The following is an 18,458-nucleotide window of genomic DNA, read 5'->3' as shown; positions in this document are numbered from 1 at the left end:
TGTTAGGTAAGCCAAAGGTAAATTGCCGGTAAAGGCGCTTTGCTTAATACCCGCCAGTGCTTATCGTTCAGCCTCCCGTAGAAAAAAGCGCACGCGCCCAATGGTTGATCATTCCATGCAATCCTCCGCTTCCCGCAATCCTCGTCGCTGGCTGTTCGGCCTGCTTGTCCTGTTGGTCATCGCCGGCCTGTGCTGGAAGTTCTGGTCCGCTGGCAGCACCCCGAAGGAGGGCGCAGGGCAGAAAGCCGTTGCCGGGCATACCGGTCGGTCGGGGGGGATGCGTCCGGGATTCGGCGGGGCGACGGGACCGGTTCCGGTGCGCGTGGCGCCGGTGGTCAAAGGCGATTTTCCGCTGTATTACAAGGCGCTGGGCACGGTCACGGCGCTGAACACCATCAATGTGCGCAGCCGCGTCGGTGGCGAACTGGTCAAGGTCTATTTCGATGAAGGGCAGATGGTCAAGGCGGGTGACCTGCTGGCCGAGATCGATCCACGTCCCTATCAGAATGCCTTGCTCCAGGCCGAAGGCACCTTGCTGCAGAATCAGGCGCAATTGAAAAACGCCCAGGTCGACGTCGAGCGCTATCGTGGCCTGTACCGCGAAGACAGTATCGCCAAGCAAACCCTGGACACCGCCGAAGCGCTGGTCGCCCAGTACCAGGGCACGGTCAAGACCAATCAGGCGGCGGTCAACGACGCCAAGCTCAATCTCGAATTCACCAAGATCCGCGCTCCGATCACCGGGCGTGTGGGCCTGCGGCAGTTGGACGTCGGCAACCTCGTGGCGGCCAACGACACCACGGCGCTGGTGATCATCACCCAGACCCAACCGATCAGCGTGGCGTTTACCTTGCCGGAAAACAGCCTGGACACCGTGCTGACCCGCTATCGCACCGGCGCCAAGCTGCCCGCCGAAGCCTGGGACCGCGGCGACACCCAATTGCAGGCCACCGGGGTGTTGCAGAGCCTCGATAACCAGATCGACGTCACCACCGGCACCCTGAAATTCAAGGCCCGCTACGAGAACCGCGATCAAGCGCTGTTCCCGAATCAGTTCGTCAACGTGCACCTGCTGGCCGATACCCTTAAAGATGTGGTGCTTGCTCCCTCGGCGGCGATCCAGTTCGGCACCAACGGCACATTCGTCTATGCGCTGGACGGCGACAAGAAGGTCACCATCCGCCAGTTGAAAGTCGGCGCCAGTGACGGGGAAAACACCGTGATCACCGAAGGCCTGGCCATCGGTGATCGGGTGGTGCTGGAAGGCACCGACCGCCTGAAGGACGGCAGTGAAGTGGAAGTGGTCAACGACAGCAAGGATGTACCGACCACTCCGACCGAACATCTGCAAGGCAAATCGGCGGCGACCCCAGGCGAGCCGGCGGCCACCGACAAGGCGAAAAAGGGCGGCGCATGAACATCTCGCGGCTGTTCATCCTTCGCCCGGTCGCGACGACCCTGAGCATGCTGGCCATTATTCTGGCTGGTGTGATCGCTTATCGGCTGCTGCCGGTGTCGGCATTGCCCCAGGTCGATTACCCGACCATCCGCGTCATGACGCTCTATCCCGGCGCCAGCCCGGATGTCATGACCAGCGCCGTGACCGCGCCGCTGGAGCGTCAATTCGGCCAGATGCCCGGCCTGACCCAGATGGCTTCGACCAGTTCCGGAGGTGCTTCGGTGCTGACCCTGCGGTTCAGCCTCGACATCAACATGGACGTCGCCGAGCAGCAAGTGCAGGCCGCGATCAACGCCGCGACCAATTTGCTGCCCAAGGATTTGCCGGCGCCGCCGGTGTACAACAAGGTCAACCCGGCGGATACCCCGGTGCTGACCCTGGCCATCACCTCCAAAACCATGCTGCTGCCCAAGCTCAATGACTTGGTCGATACCCGTATGGCGCAGAAAATCGCCCAGATCAGCGGCGTCGGCATGGTCAGCATTGCCGGTGGACAGCGTCAGGCGGTGCGGATCAAGGTAAACCCCGAGGCCCTGGCGGCCAACGGCCTGAACCTGTCGGACGTGCGCACCTTGATCGGTGCCTCCAACGTCAACCAGCCCAAGGGCAACTTCGACGGCCCGACCCGGGTGTCGATGCTCGACGCCAACGACCAGCTGACGTCACCCAAGGACTACGCCAACCTGATTCTGGCCTATAAAAACGGCGCGCCGTTGCGGCTCAAGGACGTGGCGGAAATTGTCGATGGCGCCGAGAACGAACGCCTGGCGGCATGGGCCAATGAAAACCAGGCCGTGCTGCTGAACATCCAGCGTCAGCCCGGCGCCAACGTCATCGAGGTGGTCGACCGGATCAAGGCCTTGCTGCCGAGCATCACCGACAACCTGCCGGCCGGCCTCGACGTCACGGTGCTCACCGATCGCACCCAGACCATCCGCGCCTCGGTCACCGACGTGCAACACGAACTGCTGATCGCCATCGCCCTGGTGGTGATGGTCACGTTCCTGTTTTTGCGGCGAGCCAGTGCCACGATCATTCCGTCGGTGGCGGTGCCGCTGTCGTTGATCGGCACCTTCGGCGTGATGTACCTCGCCGGGTTTTCGGTCAACAACCTGACCCTGATGGCGCTGACCATCGCCACCGGTTTCGTGGTGGATGATGCGATCGTGATGCTGGAGAACATTTCCCGCTTCATCGAAGAGGGCGACAGCCCGCTGCAAGCGGCGCTCAAGGGCGCCAAGCAGATTGGCTTCACCCTTATTTCCCTGACGCTGTCGTTGATCGCGGTGCTGATTCCGCTACTGTTCATGGCTGATGTGGTGGGGCGTTTATTCCGCGAGTTCGCGATCACGTTGGCGGTGGCGATCCTGATTTCGCTGGTGGTGTCCCTGACCCTGACGCCGATGATGTGCGCGCGGTTGCTCAAGCGTGAGCCCAAGGAAAAAGATCAGGGCTGGTTCTACCGCTCCAGTGGCGCGACCATCGACTGGATGATCGCCGCCTACGGGCGCAAGTTGCAGTGGGTGCTCAAGCATCAGCCGCTGACCTTGCTGGTGGCCATCGGCACGTTGGCATTGACCGTGTTCCTGTACATGGTGGTGCCCAAGGGGTTCTTCCCGGTGCAGGACACCGGGGTGATCCAGGGAATTTCCGAGGCGCCGCAGTCGATTTCCTTCGCGGCGATGAGCGAGCGCCAGCAGGAGCTGGCCAAGGTGATTCTGGCTGACCCGGCGGTCGAAAGCCTGTCGTCCTATATTGGCGTCGACGGTGATAACTCGACGCTCAACAGCGGCCGGTTACTGATCAACCTCAAGTCCCACAGCCACCGCAACCTGAGCGCCACCCAAGTCATTGCCCGCTTGCAACCGGAGCTGGACAAGCTGGTCGGCATTCGCCTGTTCATGCAGCCGGTGCAGGACCTGACCATCGAAGATCGGGTCAGCCGTACGCAGTACCAGTTCAGCATGTCGTCGCCGGATGCTGAGTTGCTTAGCTTGTGGAGCGGGCGTCTGGTCGAAGCCCTGGCGCAACGGCCGGAACTGACCGATGTCGCCAGCGATTTGCAGGACAAGGGTTTGCAGGTTTATCTGGTGATCGACCGCGATGCGGCGTCGCGGGTTGGCGTATCGGTGTCGAACATCACCGACGCGCTCTACGACGCCTTCGGCCAGCGGCAGATTTCCACCATTTACACCCAGGCCAGCCAGTACCGCGTGGTGCTGCAATCGCAGTCCGGCGAGAAGATCGGCCCTGATGCGCTGAACCAGATTCACGTCAAGACCACCGATGGCGGCCAGGTCCGTTTGTCCAGCCTGGCGCATGTCGAGGAGCGTCAGGCGCAACTGGCGATCACCCACATTGGCCAGTTTCCGGCGGTGATGATGTCGTTCAACCTGGCGCCCGGCGTGGCGCTGGGGCAGGCGGTGCAGATCATCGATCAGGTGCAGAAAGACATCGGCATGCCGATTGGCGTGCAGACCCAGTTCCAGGGCGCGGCCGAAGCGTTCCAGGCGTCGCTGTCGAGCACCTTGCTGCTGATCCTGGCGGCGGTGGTGACCATGTACATCGTGCTCGGCGTGCTCTACGAGAGCTATATCCATCCGATCACCATCCTCTCGACCTTGCCCTCGGCGGCGGTCGGCGCCTTGCTGGCGCTGCTGTTGAGCGGTAATGACCTGGGGATGATCGCGATCATCGGCATCATCTTGCTGATCGGTATCGTGAAAAAGAACGCGATCATGATGATCGACTTCGCCCTCGAGGCTGAACGTAATCAGGGCATGGACCCGCAGGCTGCGATCTATCAGGCGGCGCTGTTGCGTTTCCGGCCGATTCTGATGACCACCCTGGCGGCATTGTTCGGCGCGGTGCCACTGATGCTCGCCACCGGTTCCGGCGCGGAGTTGCGCCAGCCTCTGGGTCTGGTAATGGTCGGTGGCTTGCTGGTGAGTCAGGTACTGACGCTGTTCACTACGCCCGTTATCTACTTGTACTTCGACCGCCTCGGGCGGCGCTGGGGCCGTAAGGCCCAGTCCGTGGATCCGGTAGAGCAGCCATGAACCTGTCCGGCCCTTTCATCAAGCGCCCGGTCGCGACGATGTTGCTGAGCCTGGCGATCATACTGCTGGGCGGCGTGAGCTTCGGCCTGTTGCCGGTATCGCCACTGCCGCAGATGGATTTTCCGGTGATCGTGGTTCAGGCCAGTCTGCCTGGCGCGAGCCCGGAGGTCATGGCCTCAACCGTGGCCACGCCGCTGGAGCGTTCCTTCGGTACCATCGCCGGGGTCAACACCATGAGCAGCCGTTCCAGCCAAGGCTCGACCCGGGTGATTCTGCAGTTCGACCTGGACCGCGACATCAACGGCGCGGCGCGGGAAGTGCAGGCGGCGATCAACGCCTCGCGCAACCTGCTGCCCAGCGGGATGCGCAGCATGCCGACCTACAAGAAGGTCAACCCATCGCAAGCGCCGATCATGGTGCTGTCGCTGACCTCGGATGTGCTGGAAAAAGGCCAGCTCTACGACTTAGCCTCGACCATTCTGTCCCAGAGCCTGTCCCAGGTGCAGGGCGTAGGTGAAGTGCAGATCGGCGGCAGTTCGTTGCCAGCGGTGCGCATCGAACTCGAACCCCAGGCGCTCAACCAGTACGGCGTGGCACTGGACGATGTGCGCACCACCATCGCCAACGCCAACGTGCGCCGGCCCAAGGGCTCGGTCGAAGACGGCCAGCGGCTGTGGCAGGTCCAGGCCAACGATCAGCTGGAAAAGGCCAAGGATTACGAGTCGCTGATCATTCACTACGCAGACGGCGCGGCCCTGCGATTGAAGGATGTGGCCAAGGTCAGCGACGGCGTCGAGGACCGCTACAACAGCGGGTTCTTCAACGATGACGCGGCAGTCTTGCTGGTGATCAACCGCCAGGCCGGCGCCAACATCATCGAGACGGTCAACGAGATCAAGGCGCAGTTGCCGGCCTTGCAGGCGGTGCTGCCGGCCAGCGTCAAGCTCAACCTGGCGATGGACCGTTCACCGGTGATCAAGGCCACCCTGCACGAAGCGGAAATGACCCTGCTGATTGCGGTGGCGCTGGTGATTCTGGTGGTGTTCCTGTTCCTCGGTAACTTTCGCGCCTCGCTGATCCCGACCCTGGCGGTGCCGGTATCGTTGGTGGGCACGTTTGCGGTGATGTACCTCTATGGCTTCTCCCTGAACAACCTGTCGCTGATGGCGCTGATTCTGGCCACCGGGTTGGTAGTGGACGATGCCATCGTGGTGCTGGAGAACATTTCCCGGCACATCGACAAGGGCGTACCGCCGATGAAGGCCGCGTACCTCGGGGCGCAGGAAGTCGGCTTCACGCTGCTGTCGATGAACGTCTCGCTGGTGGCGGTGTTTCTGTCGATCCTGTTCATGGGCGGGATCATCGAAAGCCTGTTCCGCGAGTTTTCCATCACCCTGGCGGCGGCCATCGTGGTGTCGTTGCTGGTGTCGCTGACGCTGACGCCGATGCTCTGCGCGCGCTGGCTCAAGCCGCATACGCCGGGGCAGGAAAACCGTCTGCAACGCTGGAGCCAGCGGGCCAATGAGTGGATGGTCGGCAAATACGCCACCAGTCTCGACTGGGTGCTGCGTCATCGCCGATTGACCTTGCTCAGTCTGATCGTGACAGTTGGCGTAAACATTGCGCTGTATGTTGTTGTTCCTAAAACCTTTCTTCCTCAGCAAGACACCGGCCAGCTGATCGGTTTCGTGCGCGGCGATAATGGCCTGTCGTTCAGCGTGATGCAGCCGAAGATGGAAACCTTCCGCCGCGCGGTGTTGAAGGACGAAGCGGTGCAAAGCGTCGCCGGGTTCATCGGTGGCAACAACGGCACCAATAACGCGTTCATGCTGGTGCGGCTCAAGCCGATCAAGGAACGCAACCTGTCCGCGCAGAAAGTCATCGAGCGTTTGCGCAAGGAAATGCCCAAGGTGCCCGGTGCGCAATTGATGCTGATGGCTGACCAGGACCTGCAATTCGGCGGCGGTCGCGAGCAAACCACCTCGCAGTATTCCTACATCCTGCAAAGTGGCGATCTCGGTGCGTTACGCGAGTGGTATCCGAAAGTCGTTGCCGCCTTCAAGGCCCTGCCTGAGCTGACGGCGATTGACGCCCGCGAAGGCCGTGGCGCCCAGCAAGTGACACTGATCGTCGATCGCGACCAGGCCAAGCGGCTGGGCGTGGACATGAACATGGTCACGGCGGTGCTGAACAACGCCTATAGCCAGCGGCAGATTTCGACGATCTACGACAGCCTCAACCAGTATCAGGTGGTGATGGAGGTCAATCCGAAATACGCCCAGGACCCGGTCACCCTGAACCAGGTCAAAGTGATCACTGCCGACGGCGCGCGGATTCCGCTGTCGACCATTGCCCATTACGAGAGCAGTCTGGAAAACGACCGGGTCAGCCACGAAGGCCAGTTCGCTTCGGAAAGCATTGCCTTCGACATGGCCGAAGGGGTGACGGTGGAGCAGGGCTCGGCAGCTATCGAACGGGCGATTGCCAAGGTCGGCCTACCGGAAGACGTGATCGCGAAAATGGCCGGCACCGCCGACGCCTTCGCCGCCGCACAGAAGAGCCAGCCGTGGATGATTCTCGGCGCGCTGGTCGCGGTGTATCTGGTGCTGGGTGTGCTGTATGAAAGCTACATTCATCCGCTGACAATCCTGTCGACCTTGCCGTCGGCCGGTGTCGGTGCGTTGCTGTCAATCTATGTGCTGGGCGGCGAGTTCAGCCTGATCTCCTTGCTCGGGCTGTTTCTGCTGATCGGCGTGGTGAAGAAAAACGCCATCCTGATGATCGACCTGGCGCTGCAACTGGAACGGCATCAAGGCCTGGAGCCGCTGGAATCGATCCGCAGCGCCTGCCTGCAACGGCTGCGGCCGATTCTGATGACCACCCTGGCAGCGATTCTCGGCGCCTTGCCGTTGCTGCTGAGCCGCGCTGAGGGCGCGGAAATGCGTCAGCCGCTGGGCCTGACCATCATCGGCGGGCTGGTCTTCAGCCAGGTGCTGACCCTTTACACCACCCCGGTGGTTTACCTCTATCTCGACAAACTGCGCCATCGTTTCAACCGCTGGCGTGGGGTGCGTACCGATGCTGCTCTGGAAACTCCGCTATGACTGACCGTTCGCTTCTCAACCTGGCTGCACCGCTGATCACGGCCCGAGGCTCGCGTTTGCTGAGCCTGTCGCTGTGCGTGGCAATGCTCAGCGCCTGCGCCATCGGCCCGGATTACCAGCGCCCGCAAGCCGCTGCGCCTGCGCAGTACAAAGAGGCGGCCGGCTGGCGTCAGGCCAACCCCAGCGATTCGTTGGCGCGCGGTGCCTGGTGGGAGCTGTATGGCGATCAGCAGCTCAACGGCCTGATCGAAAAGCTCAACAGCGCCAACCAGACCGTTGCCCAGTCCGAGGCCCAGTACCGTCAGGCCCAGGCCTTGGTGCGCAGTGCCCGGGGGGCGTTTTTCCCGACGGCGGACCTGACCGTCAGCAAGAACCGCTCCAGCCAGGGCACCGGCAGCAGCAGTTCGAGCTTGAGCAGTTCGTCCAGCGGCATCCGTGACACTTACTCGGCACAGGTCGGGGTCAGTTGGGAAGCCGACATCTGGGGCAAGTTGCGTCGAGGCCTGGAAGCCGACACGGCCAATGCCCAAGCGAGTTTTGCCGACCTGGCGGCGATGCGCCTGAGCCAGCAATCGGAGCTGGTGCAGAACTACTTGCAACTTCGAGTGATCGACGAGCAGAAACGCCTGCTGGAAGCGACGGTCGAGGCCTATCAGCGCTCGCTGACCATGACCGAAAACCAGTACCGCGCCGGGGTTTCCGGTAAGGACGCGGTGGCCCAGGCCACCACTCAGCTCAAAACCACTCAGGCGGAGATGGTCGACCTGATCTGGCAGCGCGCGCAGTTCGAGAACGCCATCGCCGTGCTGATCGGCCTGCCGCCAGCGGAATTCAGCCTGGCAGAAACCAAAGACATCCCAGCGTTGCCTCAAGTGCCGCTGAGCCTGCCTTCACAGTTGCTGGAACGCCGTCCGGATATCGCCTCCGCCGAACGCTCGGTGATGGCCGCCAACGCCAACATCGGCGTGGCCAAAGCTGCCTACTACCCGGACCTGACTCTGAACATGAACGGCGGTTATAGCAGTAGCACCTACGCCAACTGGATCAGCCTGCCGAACCGCTTCTGGTCGGTCGGCCCACAGCTGGCCATGACCCTGTTCGACGGTGGCCAGCGCTCGGCGGAAGTCGACCGTAGTGAAGCGGCCTACGACGAGACTGTCGCCAAATACCGCCAGACCGTGCTCGATGGTTTTCGTGAGGTAGAAAATTACCTGGTGCAGCTCAAGGTGCTGGAAGACGAAGCGGTCGTGCGCCAGGAAGCTCTGGATGCGGCGCGCGAGTCCCTTCGCTTGACCCAGAACCAGTACAAGGCCGGGTTGATCGCTTATCTGGATGTGGTGGTGGTTCAAGCCACGGCGTTGAACAACGAACGCAACGTGCTGAGCTTGTTGCAGAGCCGGCTGATTGCCAGCGTGCAGTTGATTGCCGCGCTGGGCGGTGGGTGGGACGGGCAGCTTCAGGTGAGTGACAAGCAGTAGCACCACCCTGTGTGGCGAGGGGGCTTGCCCCCGTTGGGGCGCGAAGCGGCCCCCTGCATTCTTCAGATATACCGAGCCGCCTTATTTTACGACTGCTGCGCAGCCGAACGGGGCGATGCGGCGTTCCGACAAGCCCCCTCGCCACAGGGTCACACAACAGCTTCATCATCTTGGTGGCCTTTTGATTACTTTGTGAGTGCGTTCGTCCGCGGAATCAGTACAATCGCCGGCTTTGCTCCCCGAGAACAAACACAGTATGGCGGGGGCTGTTGCGAGAAATCCCATGCTCATTGGTAGTTATTCCCTTCCGCTGGTTTTCATATCGCTGTGCGTGGCGATACTGGCCTCTTATACCGCGCTTGACCTCACCGGACGCATCGCCACGGCCAAGGGCCGAGCGGTGCATTTATGGACTGCGGGCGGCGCTTTTGCGATGGGCATCGGCGTGTGGTCGATGCATTTCATCGGCATGCTTGCGTTCACATTGCCGATCGACCTGGGCTACGACACCACCCTCACGGCACTGTCGCTGTTGATCGCGGTGCTGTCTTGCGGCTTTGCCCTATGGCTGGTCAGTCAGCCACGGCTGCCGGCCTGGCAACTGGCGTTCGGCGCGCTGGTCATGGGCGCTGGTATCAGCGCCATGCATTACACCGGCATGGCCGCCATGCGCATGCAGCCGGGCATCGATTACGACCCGACTCTGTTTGGCGCGTCGCTGTTGATTGCCGTCGGCGCGTCGGGCGCGGCGTTATGGATCGCTTTCCGCCTGCGCCAGCACACGCCGCATGTTCGCCTGTTCCGTGCGGGTGCGGCAGTCATCATGGGCATTGCCATCGTCGGCATGCACTACACCGGCATGGCCGCGGCGCGCTTTGCCGCCGGCAGTTTCTGTGGTGCGGCGGTAAGCGGCTTGAACGGCAAGGGGCTGGACAGCCTGGTGCTGATCACCACCTTGGCGATATTGAGCATCGCCTTGCTGACATCGATCCTCGATGCCCGCCTGGAGGCTCGCACTGCGGACCTCGCCCACTCGCTGACCGTGGCCAACCGCGAACTCACTCAACTGGCCTTGCACGACACCCTGACCGGTCTGCCCAACCGCATGTTGCTGGCTGACCGTATCGATCAGGCCATATCGAAAGTGCAGGAGCAGGGCGGCTGTTTTGCGTTGATGTTCATTGATCTGGATGGATTCAAACCGGTCAACGATGCGTTTGGCCATCACATGGGCGACCAGTTGTTGCGTGAAGTTGCACTGCGCCTGCGCGAAGACCTGCGTAGCCAGGACACCCTGGCGCGGATCGGCGGCGACGAGTTCGTGTTGTTGGTGCGCCTGAACGAGCCGAACGATGCGCTGAGCCTGGCGGAGCGTCAGGTCGGGTTGATTGCGCGCTCATTCCGGGTCGCCGAACATGACTTGCAGATTTCCGCCAGTGTCGGCATCGCGCTCTATCCGGGCAACGGTCAGACGGCCGATGAGTTGCTGATGAACGCCGATGCCGCGATGTACCACGCCAAAGGCGCCGGGAAAAACGGTCATCGCTTCTTCGACGCCTCGATGAACAGCAACGCGCGCAAACAGCTGCAATTGCTCCAGGACTTGCGCAGTGCCGTCGATCAGCAGCAGTTCAAACTTTATTACCAGCCCAAATTCGACGCCGGTCATGGCCGACCAGTGGGCGCCGAGGCGTTACTGCGTTGGGAGCATCCGACCCAGGGCCTGCTGCAGCCGGACACGTTCATTGACCTTGCGGAGAAGACCGGGCTGATCATTCCGATTGGCGAGTGGGTGCTCAACGAGGCCTGCCGGCAGATGCGCGAGTGGTACGTGCTCGGTTACACCGATTGGCGTATCGCGGTGAACCTCTCGGCCTTGCAATTCTGCCATGCGGGGCTGGTGCAGAGCGTTGCCAAAGCCCTGGCCACCCATCATCTGCCGGCCAACAGCCTGACCCTGGAAATCACCGAAACCACCGCCATGAGCGACGCCGATGCGAGCATGACGGTGTTGCAGGAGCTGTCGGAAATGGGCGTCGACCTGTCCATCGATGACTTCGGTACCGGCTATTCGAGCTTGATGTACCTCAAGCGCCTGCCGGCCAATGAACTGAAGATCGACCGGGGTTTTGTCCGCGATCTGGAGCACGACAGCGACGACGCGGCCATCGTCTCGGCCATCGTCGCCCTGGGCCAGGCGCTGGGCCTGCGGATCGTCGCCGAAGGGGTGGAAACCGGCGTCCAGCAAGACTTCCTGACCCAGCTGGGCTGCGACTCGTTGCAGGGCTACCTGCTCGGGCATCTGCTGCCGGCCGATCGCTTCATGGTCGACATACACCGGGGGGAGCAATTGGCAACGGGCTGATTGATCCTTGTGGTGAGGAGAGCTTGCCTGTGGTGAGGGGGCTTGCCCCCGTTGGACCGCGAAGCGGTCCCTCTTCGATTTTTCATGTTCACCGAGTTGCCTGAATTTACGACTGCTTCGCAGCCGAACGGGGGCAAGCCCCCTCACCACAGGCAAGCTCCCTCGCCACAGGTTTGTCATCACAGGGTTGATGCAGGCCCATGCAAAACCGCGCAATGGCGGTTATTCTTGGCCCCGACTGCTTACGCTTGGAACGGGGGGAAAGTCAGCATGGACAAAGTTATCGTCATCACCGGCGGCAGCCGTGGAATCGGCGCCGCCACGGCCCTGTTGGCCGCCGAACAAGGTTATCGGATCTGCATCAATTATCAGTCCGACGAACAGGCGGCGCTCAGTGTGCTGGAGCAAGTCCGCGCACGCGGTGCCCAAGCCATCGCCGTGCGTGCTGACGTCAGCATTGAAGACGAAGTGATCGCTCTGTTTCATCGGGTGGACACCGAACTGGGTCGGGTCACCGCGCTGGTGAACAACGCCGGCACCGTCGGACAAAAGTCGCGAATCGACGAAATGTCGGAATTCCGCATTCTGAAAATCCTCAAGACCAACGTCCTGGCGCCGATTCTCTGCGCCAAACACGCGATTTTGCGCATGTCGCCCAAACACGGCGGGCAGGGCGGCAGCATCGTCAATGTTTCCTCGGTCGCCTCGCGTTTGGGCTCACCCAACGAGTACGTGGATTACGCCGCGTCCAAGGGGGCGCTGGACACCTTCACCATTGGCCTGTCCAAGGAAGTGGCGGGCGAGGGGATTCGCGTCAATGCGGTGCGTCCGGGTTACATCTACACCGATTTCCATGCATTGAGCGGCGATCCGGACCGGGTCAGCAAGCTGGAATCGGCGATCCCGATGGCACGCGGTGGGCGGCCGGATGAAGTGGCGGAGGCGATTGTGTGGTTGTTGTCGGATAAGGCGTCGTATGCGACGGGGACTTTCGTCGATCTTGGTGGTGGGCGGTAAAGATCAGAAGCAAGATCAAAAGATCGCAGCCTTCGGCAGCTCCCACGCGCCTGTGGGCGCCGCGATCTTTTGCTGTTAAAAGGACCTGACAATCCGCCCCAACGTCTCCATCGCCTTCTCCGAATCCTCGGTCCACGGGCTGCCGTAATTCAACCGAATACAATTCCTGAACCGCTGGGTCGGTGAAAAAATCGGCCCCGGTGCAATGCTGATCCCCTGCGCCAATGCCATCTGGAACAACTTCAACGAATCCATCTGCGGTGGCAGTTCCAGCCACAGGAAGTAACCGCCGGCCGGTTGGCTGACGCGGGTCTGGGCCGGGAAGTAGCGGGCGATGGCGGCGAGCATGGCACTTTGCTGTTCTTCCAGGGCGTAACGCAGTTTGCGCAGGTGCCGGTCGTAGCCGCCGTGTTGCAGGTAATCGGCGATGGCGGCCTGGGCGGGCATCGAAGCGCACAGCGAGGTCATGAGTTTCAGCCGTTCGATTTTCTGCGCATAGCGCCCGGCGGCGACCCAGCCGATGCGGTAGCCGGGGGCCAGGCTCTTGGCGAACGAACCGCAATGCATCACCAGCCCTTCGGTGTCGAACGCCTTGGCCGGTTTCGGCGCCTGTTGGCCGTAATAGAGCTCGGCGTAAACGTCATCCTCGATCAGCGGCACCTGATGGCTGCGCAACAACTCCACCAGTTCCTGTTTCTTCGCCTCGGGCATGGTCGCGCCCATGGGGTTCTGGAAACTGGTCATGCACCAACAGGCCTTGATCGGGTGCCGTTCCAGGGTCTGGGCGAGTACGCCGAGGTCGATGCCGTCTCGCGGGTGGACGGGGATTTCCACGGCTTTGAGCTTCAGCCGTTCCAGCACTTGCAGGCTGGCGTAAAAGGCCGGGGCTTCGATGGCCACCAGATCGCCAGGCTCGGTGACGGCTTGCAGGCACAGGTTCAGCGCTTCCAGCGCACCGTTGGTGATCAGCAGTTCTTCCATCGGCAGCATCAGCCCGCCGACCATGTAGCGCAGGGCGATTTGCCGACGCAGTTGTGGGTTGCCCGGCGACATGTCGGTGACCACCATGCGCGGGTCCATCTCCCGGGCGGCACTGGCCAGCGAGCGGGACAAGCGCTGCAGCGGGAACAGCGTGGGGCTGGGGAAGGCCGAGCCGAAGGGCACGGTGGTGGGGTCCTTGATCGAGTCCAGCACTGAGAACACCAGTTCGCTGACGTCTACTTCGGTGGACTCGTTGACCTGGCTGCTGATCACCGGCTCCGAGAACGGGCTCGGTGCATGGGCGTTGACGAAGTAGCCAGAACGCGGCCGGGCGCGGATCAAACCGCGACGTTCGAGCAGGTAGTAGGCCTGGAACACCGTGGACGGGCTGACGCCGTAGGTCTGGCTGGCGTAGCGCACCGACGGCACCCGATGACCGGGGCCAAGAACGCCGGAGCGGATCAGTTCAGCGATGTCGTCGGCGAATTTTTCGTAGCGTTTCATCGAGTGCCCGGTTAGTGAATTGTGCATTTTGTGGCGAGGGGGCTTGCCCCCGTTGGGTCGCGAAGCGGCCCCCTACATTTTTCAGACATACCGAGTTGTCTGGTTTTGCGACTGCTTCGCAGCCGAACGGGGGCAAGCCCCCTCGCCACAGGACAAAGGATTGCATCTTAAAGGCTCAGCGGTTCATCGGTGCAACAAACCGGCTCTTGGCCACGCTATAGATACCCGGCTCATCGCTGTCGACAATCTTGAAACTGATCGTCTGCGAGCTGCTGCTCGGCCGTTCCGTGGTCATCGCCACCGACACCGGCACATCGACAATTTCACCGGGAGCCAGGCTCAGTTCGGTCTTGCCTTGCAACTGGAAGCCGTCGTCATCGACCAGCGTCAGACGGTAATCCTGACGTTGCTGGGTCTTGTTGATGACCTTCAGGCTGTAGATGTTTTCGATCTGGCCTTCACTGTTCTCGCGGAACAGGCCACGGTCCTTGCTCACGTCCAGCGACACCATCGGCCGTTCCACCAAGGCCAGGGCGAGGGCGCCGATCATCACCAGCAGCACCGCGGTGTAACCGATCAGGCGCGGGCGCAGCAGGTGGGTCTTGCCACCCTGCAATTGATGCTCCGAGGTGTAGCTGATGAGCCCTCGGGCGTAGCCCATTTTGTCCATGATCGAATCGCAGGCGTCGATGCATGCGGCGCAACCGATGCATTCCATCTGCAAGCCATCGCGGATGTCGATGCCAGTCGGGCAAACCTGGACGCACACCTGACAGTCGATGCAATCGCCCAGTCCGACCTCGGCGGGTTTCACTTCACGTTTGCGCGGGCCACGGTTTTCGCCACGAGCCACGTCGTAGGAGATGGTCAGGGTGTCCTTGTCGAACATCACGCTCTGGAACCGCGCATACGGGCACATGTGCATGCACACCGCTTCGCGCAGCCAACCGGCGTTGATGTAAGTGGCACCGGTGAAAAACAGCACCCAAAACAGGCTGACACCGCCGATTTGCAAGGTCAGCAGTTCTTCGGCCAGGGGCCGGATCGGTGTGAAGTAGCCGACAAAGGTCAGGCCGGTGAGCAGGCTGATCGCCAGCCACAAGGTGTGTTTGGCCGAGCGGCGGAGCAGTTTGTTCAGGCCCCAGGGCGCGGCTTGCAGCTTGATCCGCTGGTTGCGCTCGCCTTCGGTGATCTTCTCGCACCACATGAAGATCCAGGTCCAGGAGCTCTGCGGGCAGGTGTAACCGCACCAGACCCGGCCTGCGAACACGGTGATCGCAAACAGACCGAAGGCGGCGATGATCAGCAGCGCCGACAGCAGGATGAAATCCTGGGGCCAGAAGGTCGCGCCGAAGATGTGGAATTTGCTTTCGGACAGGTCCCAGAGCACAGCCTGGCGGCCGCCCCAGTTCAGCCATACCGTGCCGAAGAACAGCAGAAACAGAAACCCCGCGCCGCTCATGCGCAGGGTGCGGAACAGGCCGGTGAAGCTGCGGGTGTGAATCAGGTTGTCGCTGGACTTGGCCTTCATCTTTGGGCGCGAAGGCTCATTGTTTTTTATAAATGAGGCAGGTTCAACGGTTCGGACGGGGATTCTATCGCTCATGGTCTTTCGCTCATCAGCCTCCATCAGGCCTGAGCACTATGACCAGCGATCTGTTTGCATAACAGACTCAGCTAGCGCAATAAAAAGCGGATCAGATGGATTGCCCACGCCCGCCTGCGACAACTTGATGCACCCGCAAGGGCGGGCTGCAAGTACCTATGTCAGGCGCTGGCGGGATGTGTTGATGCGGGTCAGTCAAATCACCGAATCACTGTTCGTGGCCTTCAAATGTCGGCGACCGTCCACAGCGCCTGCTACGGTCAATGCGTCGGCTTCTGCTTCGGTGATGTAGAAGCGCCGGCCGTCGAAGTCCACTGCCGACATGGATTTTTCCTCATCAGTGATTATGGTGATATCAGGGCAAAGGCGAATTTCTTCACTGTCCTCGGTGATGAAAAAGCAGGTCTGGTTTTCGATTCGCACGGTCATGGAGGAGGCCTTTTTTGCGGATTCATTAAGTGTTAGGACGCATTTGCCGGTGATTGTTCTGTGCAACCGATAGATGGCGTGAGTCGTGCTTAAGTAGGTTGACCCGTGCCCGAAGGATTCGATTCCCCGAAGGGCCTGGCAAATCCCTCTGAACTTTGCCGGCGCCTGTGGCTCGGAACTTATGTGTGTTCATACCCTTGAGTTCATCTCGGGGCAGATTGCTTCGTGTGAGTGATGACCAGGCACAAGAGCGTCCTTGGGGCGTAAGGAGAGATGCTCGATGACCGCTGAAAAACCCACAGAACTGAGCTACAACCCGCATATACCGCTGTCCCAGGCGTTACTGCTGCCGCGTATCGTGATCGAAAACACCATGCCGACCCTCGATGGCGGGCAATTTGCCGTTAAAGCCGTGGTCGATCAGGACGTGGTGGTGACCAGCAAAGTGTTTGCCGACGGTCATGACAAACTGGCCGTGCGCATCCGTTGGCGTGCCGAAGGCGACGACACCTGGCAGAGCGAGGTGATGGCCGAGTTGGGCAATAACGGCTGGCAGGGCCAGTTCCGTGTCAAGAAGCAGGGACGCTATACGTTCTGCATCGATGCCTGGATCGATCAGTACGCCAGTTTTTGCTATGAGCTGAAAAAAAAGCACGGGGCCTGCATGTCGGTCAGCCTGGAATTGCAGGAAGGGCGCCTGCACGTCCAGCAGGCAGCCGAACGCAGCGAAGGCCACCTCAGCGAGCAGCTGACAGCGTTGCACCGTGAATTGTCCGGTCTGCTCGAAACCGAGCAGGTTGCCCTGTTTCTGCACCAACGCAGCGCGGACTTGATGGCCCAGGCCGATCATCGTCCTTTCGTGAGCCTGAGTCCTGAATACCCGGTGGACGTGGAGCGGGAGTTGGCGCAGTTCGCCAGTTGGTATGAATTGTTCCCACGCTCGATCACTGATGATCCGACCCGTCATGGCACCTTCAATGACGTGCATACGCGACTGGCGATGATTCAGGACATGGGCTTCGACGTGCTGTACTTCACGCCGATCCACCCGATCGGCCGCAGCTACCGCAAAGGCCCGAATAACTCGTTGACCGCCGGCCCCGACGACCCGGGCAGTCCTTACGCCATCGGCAGCGAAGAAGGCGGGCATGAGGCGATTCACTCGGAGCTGGGCAGCCGCGAAGACTTTCGCCGGCTCGTCGCGGCGGCTGCCGAACATGGGCTGGAAGTGGCCCTCGACTTTGCGATTCAGTGTTCCCAGGATCACCCGTGGCTCAAAGAGCATCCGGGCTGGTTCAACTGGCGGCCGGACGGCACGATTAAATACGCCGAGAACCCGCCGAAGAAATATCAGGACATCGTCAACGTCGATTTCTATGCCGTGGACGCGATTCCCAGCCTGTGGGTTGAATTGCGCGACATCGTGGTGGGCTGGGTCGAAGAGGGCGTGAAGCTGTTTCGCGTTGATAACCCCCACACCAAACCGTTGCCGTTCTGGCAGTGGTTGATCGCCGATGTGCGGGCGCTGTACCCCGATGTGATATTTCTGGCGGAAGCCTTTACCACGCCGGCAATGATGGCGCGTCTGGGCAAGGTCGGTTACTCCCAGAGCTACACCTATTTCACCTGGCGCAACACCAAGACCGAGCTGGCGACCTATTTCACCGAACTCAACGAGTCGCCGTGGCGCGAATGCTACCGACCAAATTTTTTCGTCAATACGCCGGACATCAACCCGGCATTCCTGCATGACTCCGGGCGCCCCGGTTTTCTGATTCGCGCGGCGCTTGCGACCATGGGGTCCGGGTTATGGGGCATGTATTCGGGCTTCGAGCTGTGTGAAGCGGCACCGGTGCCGGGCAAGGAGGAGTACCTCAATTCCGAGAAGTACGAGATCCGCCCACGGGACTTCACCGCGCCGGGCAACATTATTGCCGAAATCGCCCAGCTCAACCGTATCCGCCGGCAGAACCCGGCGCTGCATACGCATCTGGGCCTGAAGGTCTACAACGCCTGGAACGACCACATTCTGTATTTCGGCAAACGCAGCGTGGATGGCAGCAACTTTATTCTGGTGGCCGTCAACCTCGATCCGAATAACGCCCAGGAAGCGAATTTTGAATTGCCATTGTGGGAAATGGGCTTGCCCGACGATGCCAGCACCCAAGGCGAAGACTTGATGAACGGCCATCGCTGGACCTGGCACGGCAAGTACCAGTTCATGCGGATCGAGCCGTGGCATCTGCCGTTCGGGATTTGGCGGATTACTCATTCCTGAGGGTGGTAAGGGGGCTTTCTCCTGTACCGGTAAGTGAAGCGGCAAGTGCGATCTGTAGCAGCTGCCGAGCCTGCGAGGCTGCGTTCGGCTGCGAAGCAGTCGTGAATCAAACGACGCGGTCTTGCAGATATACCGTGCACTCATGTTTTACGACGGCTGCGCCGCCGAACGCAGCCTC

Annotated in this window: 10 protein-coding genes; 7 read left to right on the top strand and 3 right to left on the bottom strand. The window is 61.2% G+C overall.

Annotated features, from left to right (window positions below):
- The first annotated feature begins 100 nt into the window (after positions 1 to 100).
- From JUI81_RS03610 to JUI81_RS03585, 6 genes are all read left to right on the top strand, one after another.
- Positions 101 to 1,417 (top strand): MdtA/MuxA family multidrug efflux RND transporter periplasmic adaptor subunit, encoded by a 1,317-nt coding sequence (locus JUI81_RS03610; protein WP_204123750.1) that lies wholly within the window; start codon positions 101 to 103, stop codon positions 1,415 to 1,417.
- Complete coding sequence (locus JUI81_RS03605; RefSeq protein WP_028940481.1) at positions 1,414 to 4,518, top strand: MdtB/MuxB family multidrug efflux RND transporter permease subunit; 3,105 nt, start codon at positions 1,414 to 1,416, stop codon at positions 4,516 to 4,518. Before JUI81_RS03610 ends, JUI81_RS03605 begins: the two co-directional genes overlap by 4 nt.
- Entirely contained in the window at positions 4,515 to 7,622 is a 3,108-nt protein-coding gene (locus JUI81_RS03600) for an efflux RND transporter permease subunit (RefSeq protein WP_204123749.1), read from the top strand. Before JUI81_RS03605 ends, JUI81_RS03600 begins: the two co-directional genes overlap by 4 nt.
- Positions 7,619 to 9,100 (top strand): efflux transporter outer membrane subunit, encoded by a 1,482-nt coding sequence (locus JUI81_RS03595; RefSeq protein WP_204123748.1) that lies wholly within the window; start codon positions 7,619 to 7,621, stop codon positions 9,098 to 9,100. Before JUI81_RS03600 ends, JUI81_RS03595 begins: the two co-directional genes overlap by 4 nt.
- 283 nt (positions 9,101 to 9,383) lie before the next feature.
- Positions 9,384 to 11,465 carry a bifunctional diguanylate cyclase/phosphodiesterase gene (locus JUI81_RS03590; RefSeq protein ID WP_204123747.1) on the top strand — a complete coding sequence of 694 codons (2,082 nt, stop codon included), beginning with the start codon at positions 9,384 to 9,386 and terminating at the stop codon, positions 11,463 to 11,465.
- A 270-nt stretch (positions 11,466 to 11,735) separates the two neighbouring features.
- Positions 11,736 to 12,482 (top strand): SDR family oxidoreductase, encoded by a 747-nt coding sequence (locus JUI81_RS03585; RefSeq protein WP_018926135.1) that lies wholly within the window; start codon positions 11,736 to 11,738, stop codon positions 12,480 to 12,482.
- A gap of 75 nt (positions 12,483 to 12,557) precedes the next feature.
- Here the strand turns inward: JUI81_RS03585 and mapR are convergent, their stop codons facing one another.
- The 3 genes from mapR to JUI81_RS03570 all read right to left on the bottom strand — a co-directional run bounded on the left by mapR (position 12,558) and on the right by JUI81_RS03570 (position 16,002).
- Positions 12,558 to 13,967, bottom strand: coding sequence for a GntR family transcriptional regulator MpaR (mapR, locus tag JUI81_RS03580; protein ID WP_019579269.1), 1,410 nt, complete (start codon positions 13,965 to 13,967; stop codon positions 12,558 to 12,560).
- A 175-nt stretch (positions 13,968 to 14,142) separates the two neighbouring features.
- Complete coding sequence (gene ccoG / locus JUI81_RS03575) at positions 14,143 to 15,573, bottom strand: cytochrome c oxidase accessory protein CcoG (RefSeq protein WP_204123746.1); 1,431 nt, start codon at positions 15,571 to 15,573, stop codon at positions 14,143 to 14,145.
- A gap of 195 nt (positions 15,574 to 15,768) precedes the next feature.
- Positions 15,769 to 16,002 (bottom strand): DUF3203 family protein, encoded by a 234-nt coding sequence (locus JUI81_RS03570; protein WP_019579267.1) that lies wholly within the window; start codon positions 16,000 to 16,002, stop codon positions 15,769 to 15,771.
- Between the two features lie 280 nt (positions 16,003 to 16,282).
- Here JUI81_RS03570 and JUI81_RS03565 point away from each other — a divergent pair, with 280 nt between their 5' ends.
- The gene (locus tag JUI81_RS03565; protein WP_204123745.1) at positions 16,283 to 18,280 is read left to right on the top strand and encodes an alpha-1,4-glucan--maltose-1-phosphate maltosyltransferase; all 1,998 of its coding nucleotides are present in this window, start codon (positions 16,283 to 16,285) and stop codon (positions 18,278 to 18,280) included.
- Positions 18,281 to 18,458: the final 178 nt, after the last annotated feature.

The sequence above is a fragment of the Pseudomonas sp. 008 genome (genome assembly GCF_016861935.1).
Lineage (GTDB): Bacteria > Pseudomonadota > Gammaproteobacteria > Pseudomonadales > Pseudomonadaceae > Aquipseudomonas.
Note: the sequence above shows the minus strand (reverse complement) of the source record. Positions and strands in the feature narration are given on the sequence as shown.

Excerpts from the sequence above, each read along its gene's own strand:
- JUI81_RS03610 (WP_204123750.1), top strand. The coding sequence starts at position 101 with ATGGTTGATCATTCCATGCAATCCTCCGCTTCCCGCAATCCTCGTCGC.
- JUI81_RS03605 (WP_028940481.1), top strand. The coding sequence starts at position 1,414 with ATGAACATCTCGCGGCTGTTCATCCTTCGCCCGGTCGCGACGACCCTG.
- JUI81_RS03600 (WP_204123749.1), top strand. The coding sequence starts at position 4,515 with ATGAACCTGTCCGGCCCTTTCATCAAGCGCCCGGTCGCGACGATGTTG.
- JUI81_RS03595 (WP_204123748.1), top strand. The coding sequence starts at position 7,619 with ATGACTGACCGTTCGCTTCTCAACCTGGCTGCACCGCTGATCACGGCC.
- JUI81_RS03590 (WP_204123747.1), top strand. The coding sequence starts at position 9,384 with ATGCTCATTGGTAGTTATTCCCTTCCGCTGGTTTTCATATCGCTGTGC.
- JUI81_RS03585 (WP_018926135.1), top strand. The coding sequence starts at position 11,736 with ATGGACAAAGTTATCGTCATCACCGGCGGCAGCCGTGGAATCGGCGCC.
- mapR (WP_019579269.1), bottom strand. The coding sequence starts at position 13,967 with ATGAAACGCTACGAAAAATTCGCCGACGACATCGCTGAACTGATCCGC.
- ccoG (WP_204123746.1), bottom strand. The coding sequence starts at position 15,573 with ATGAGCGATAGAATCCCCGTCCGAACCGTTGAACCTGCCTCATTTATA.
- JUI81_RS03570 (WP_019579267.1), bottom strand. The coding sequence starts at position 16,002 with ATGACCGTGCGAATCGAAAACCAGACCTGCTTTTTCATCACCGAGGAC.
- JUI81_RS03565 (WP_204123745.1), top strand. The coding sequence starts at position 16,283 with ATGACCGCTGAAAAACCCACAGAACTGAGCTACAACCCGCATATACCG.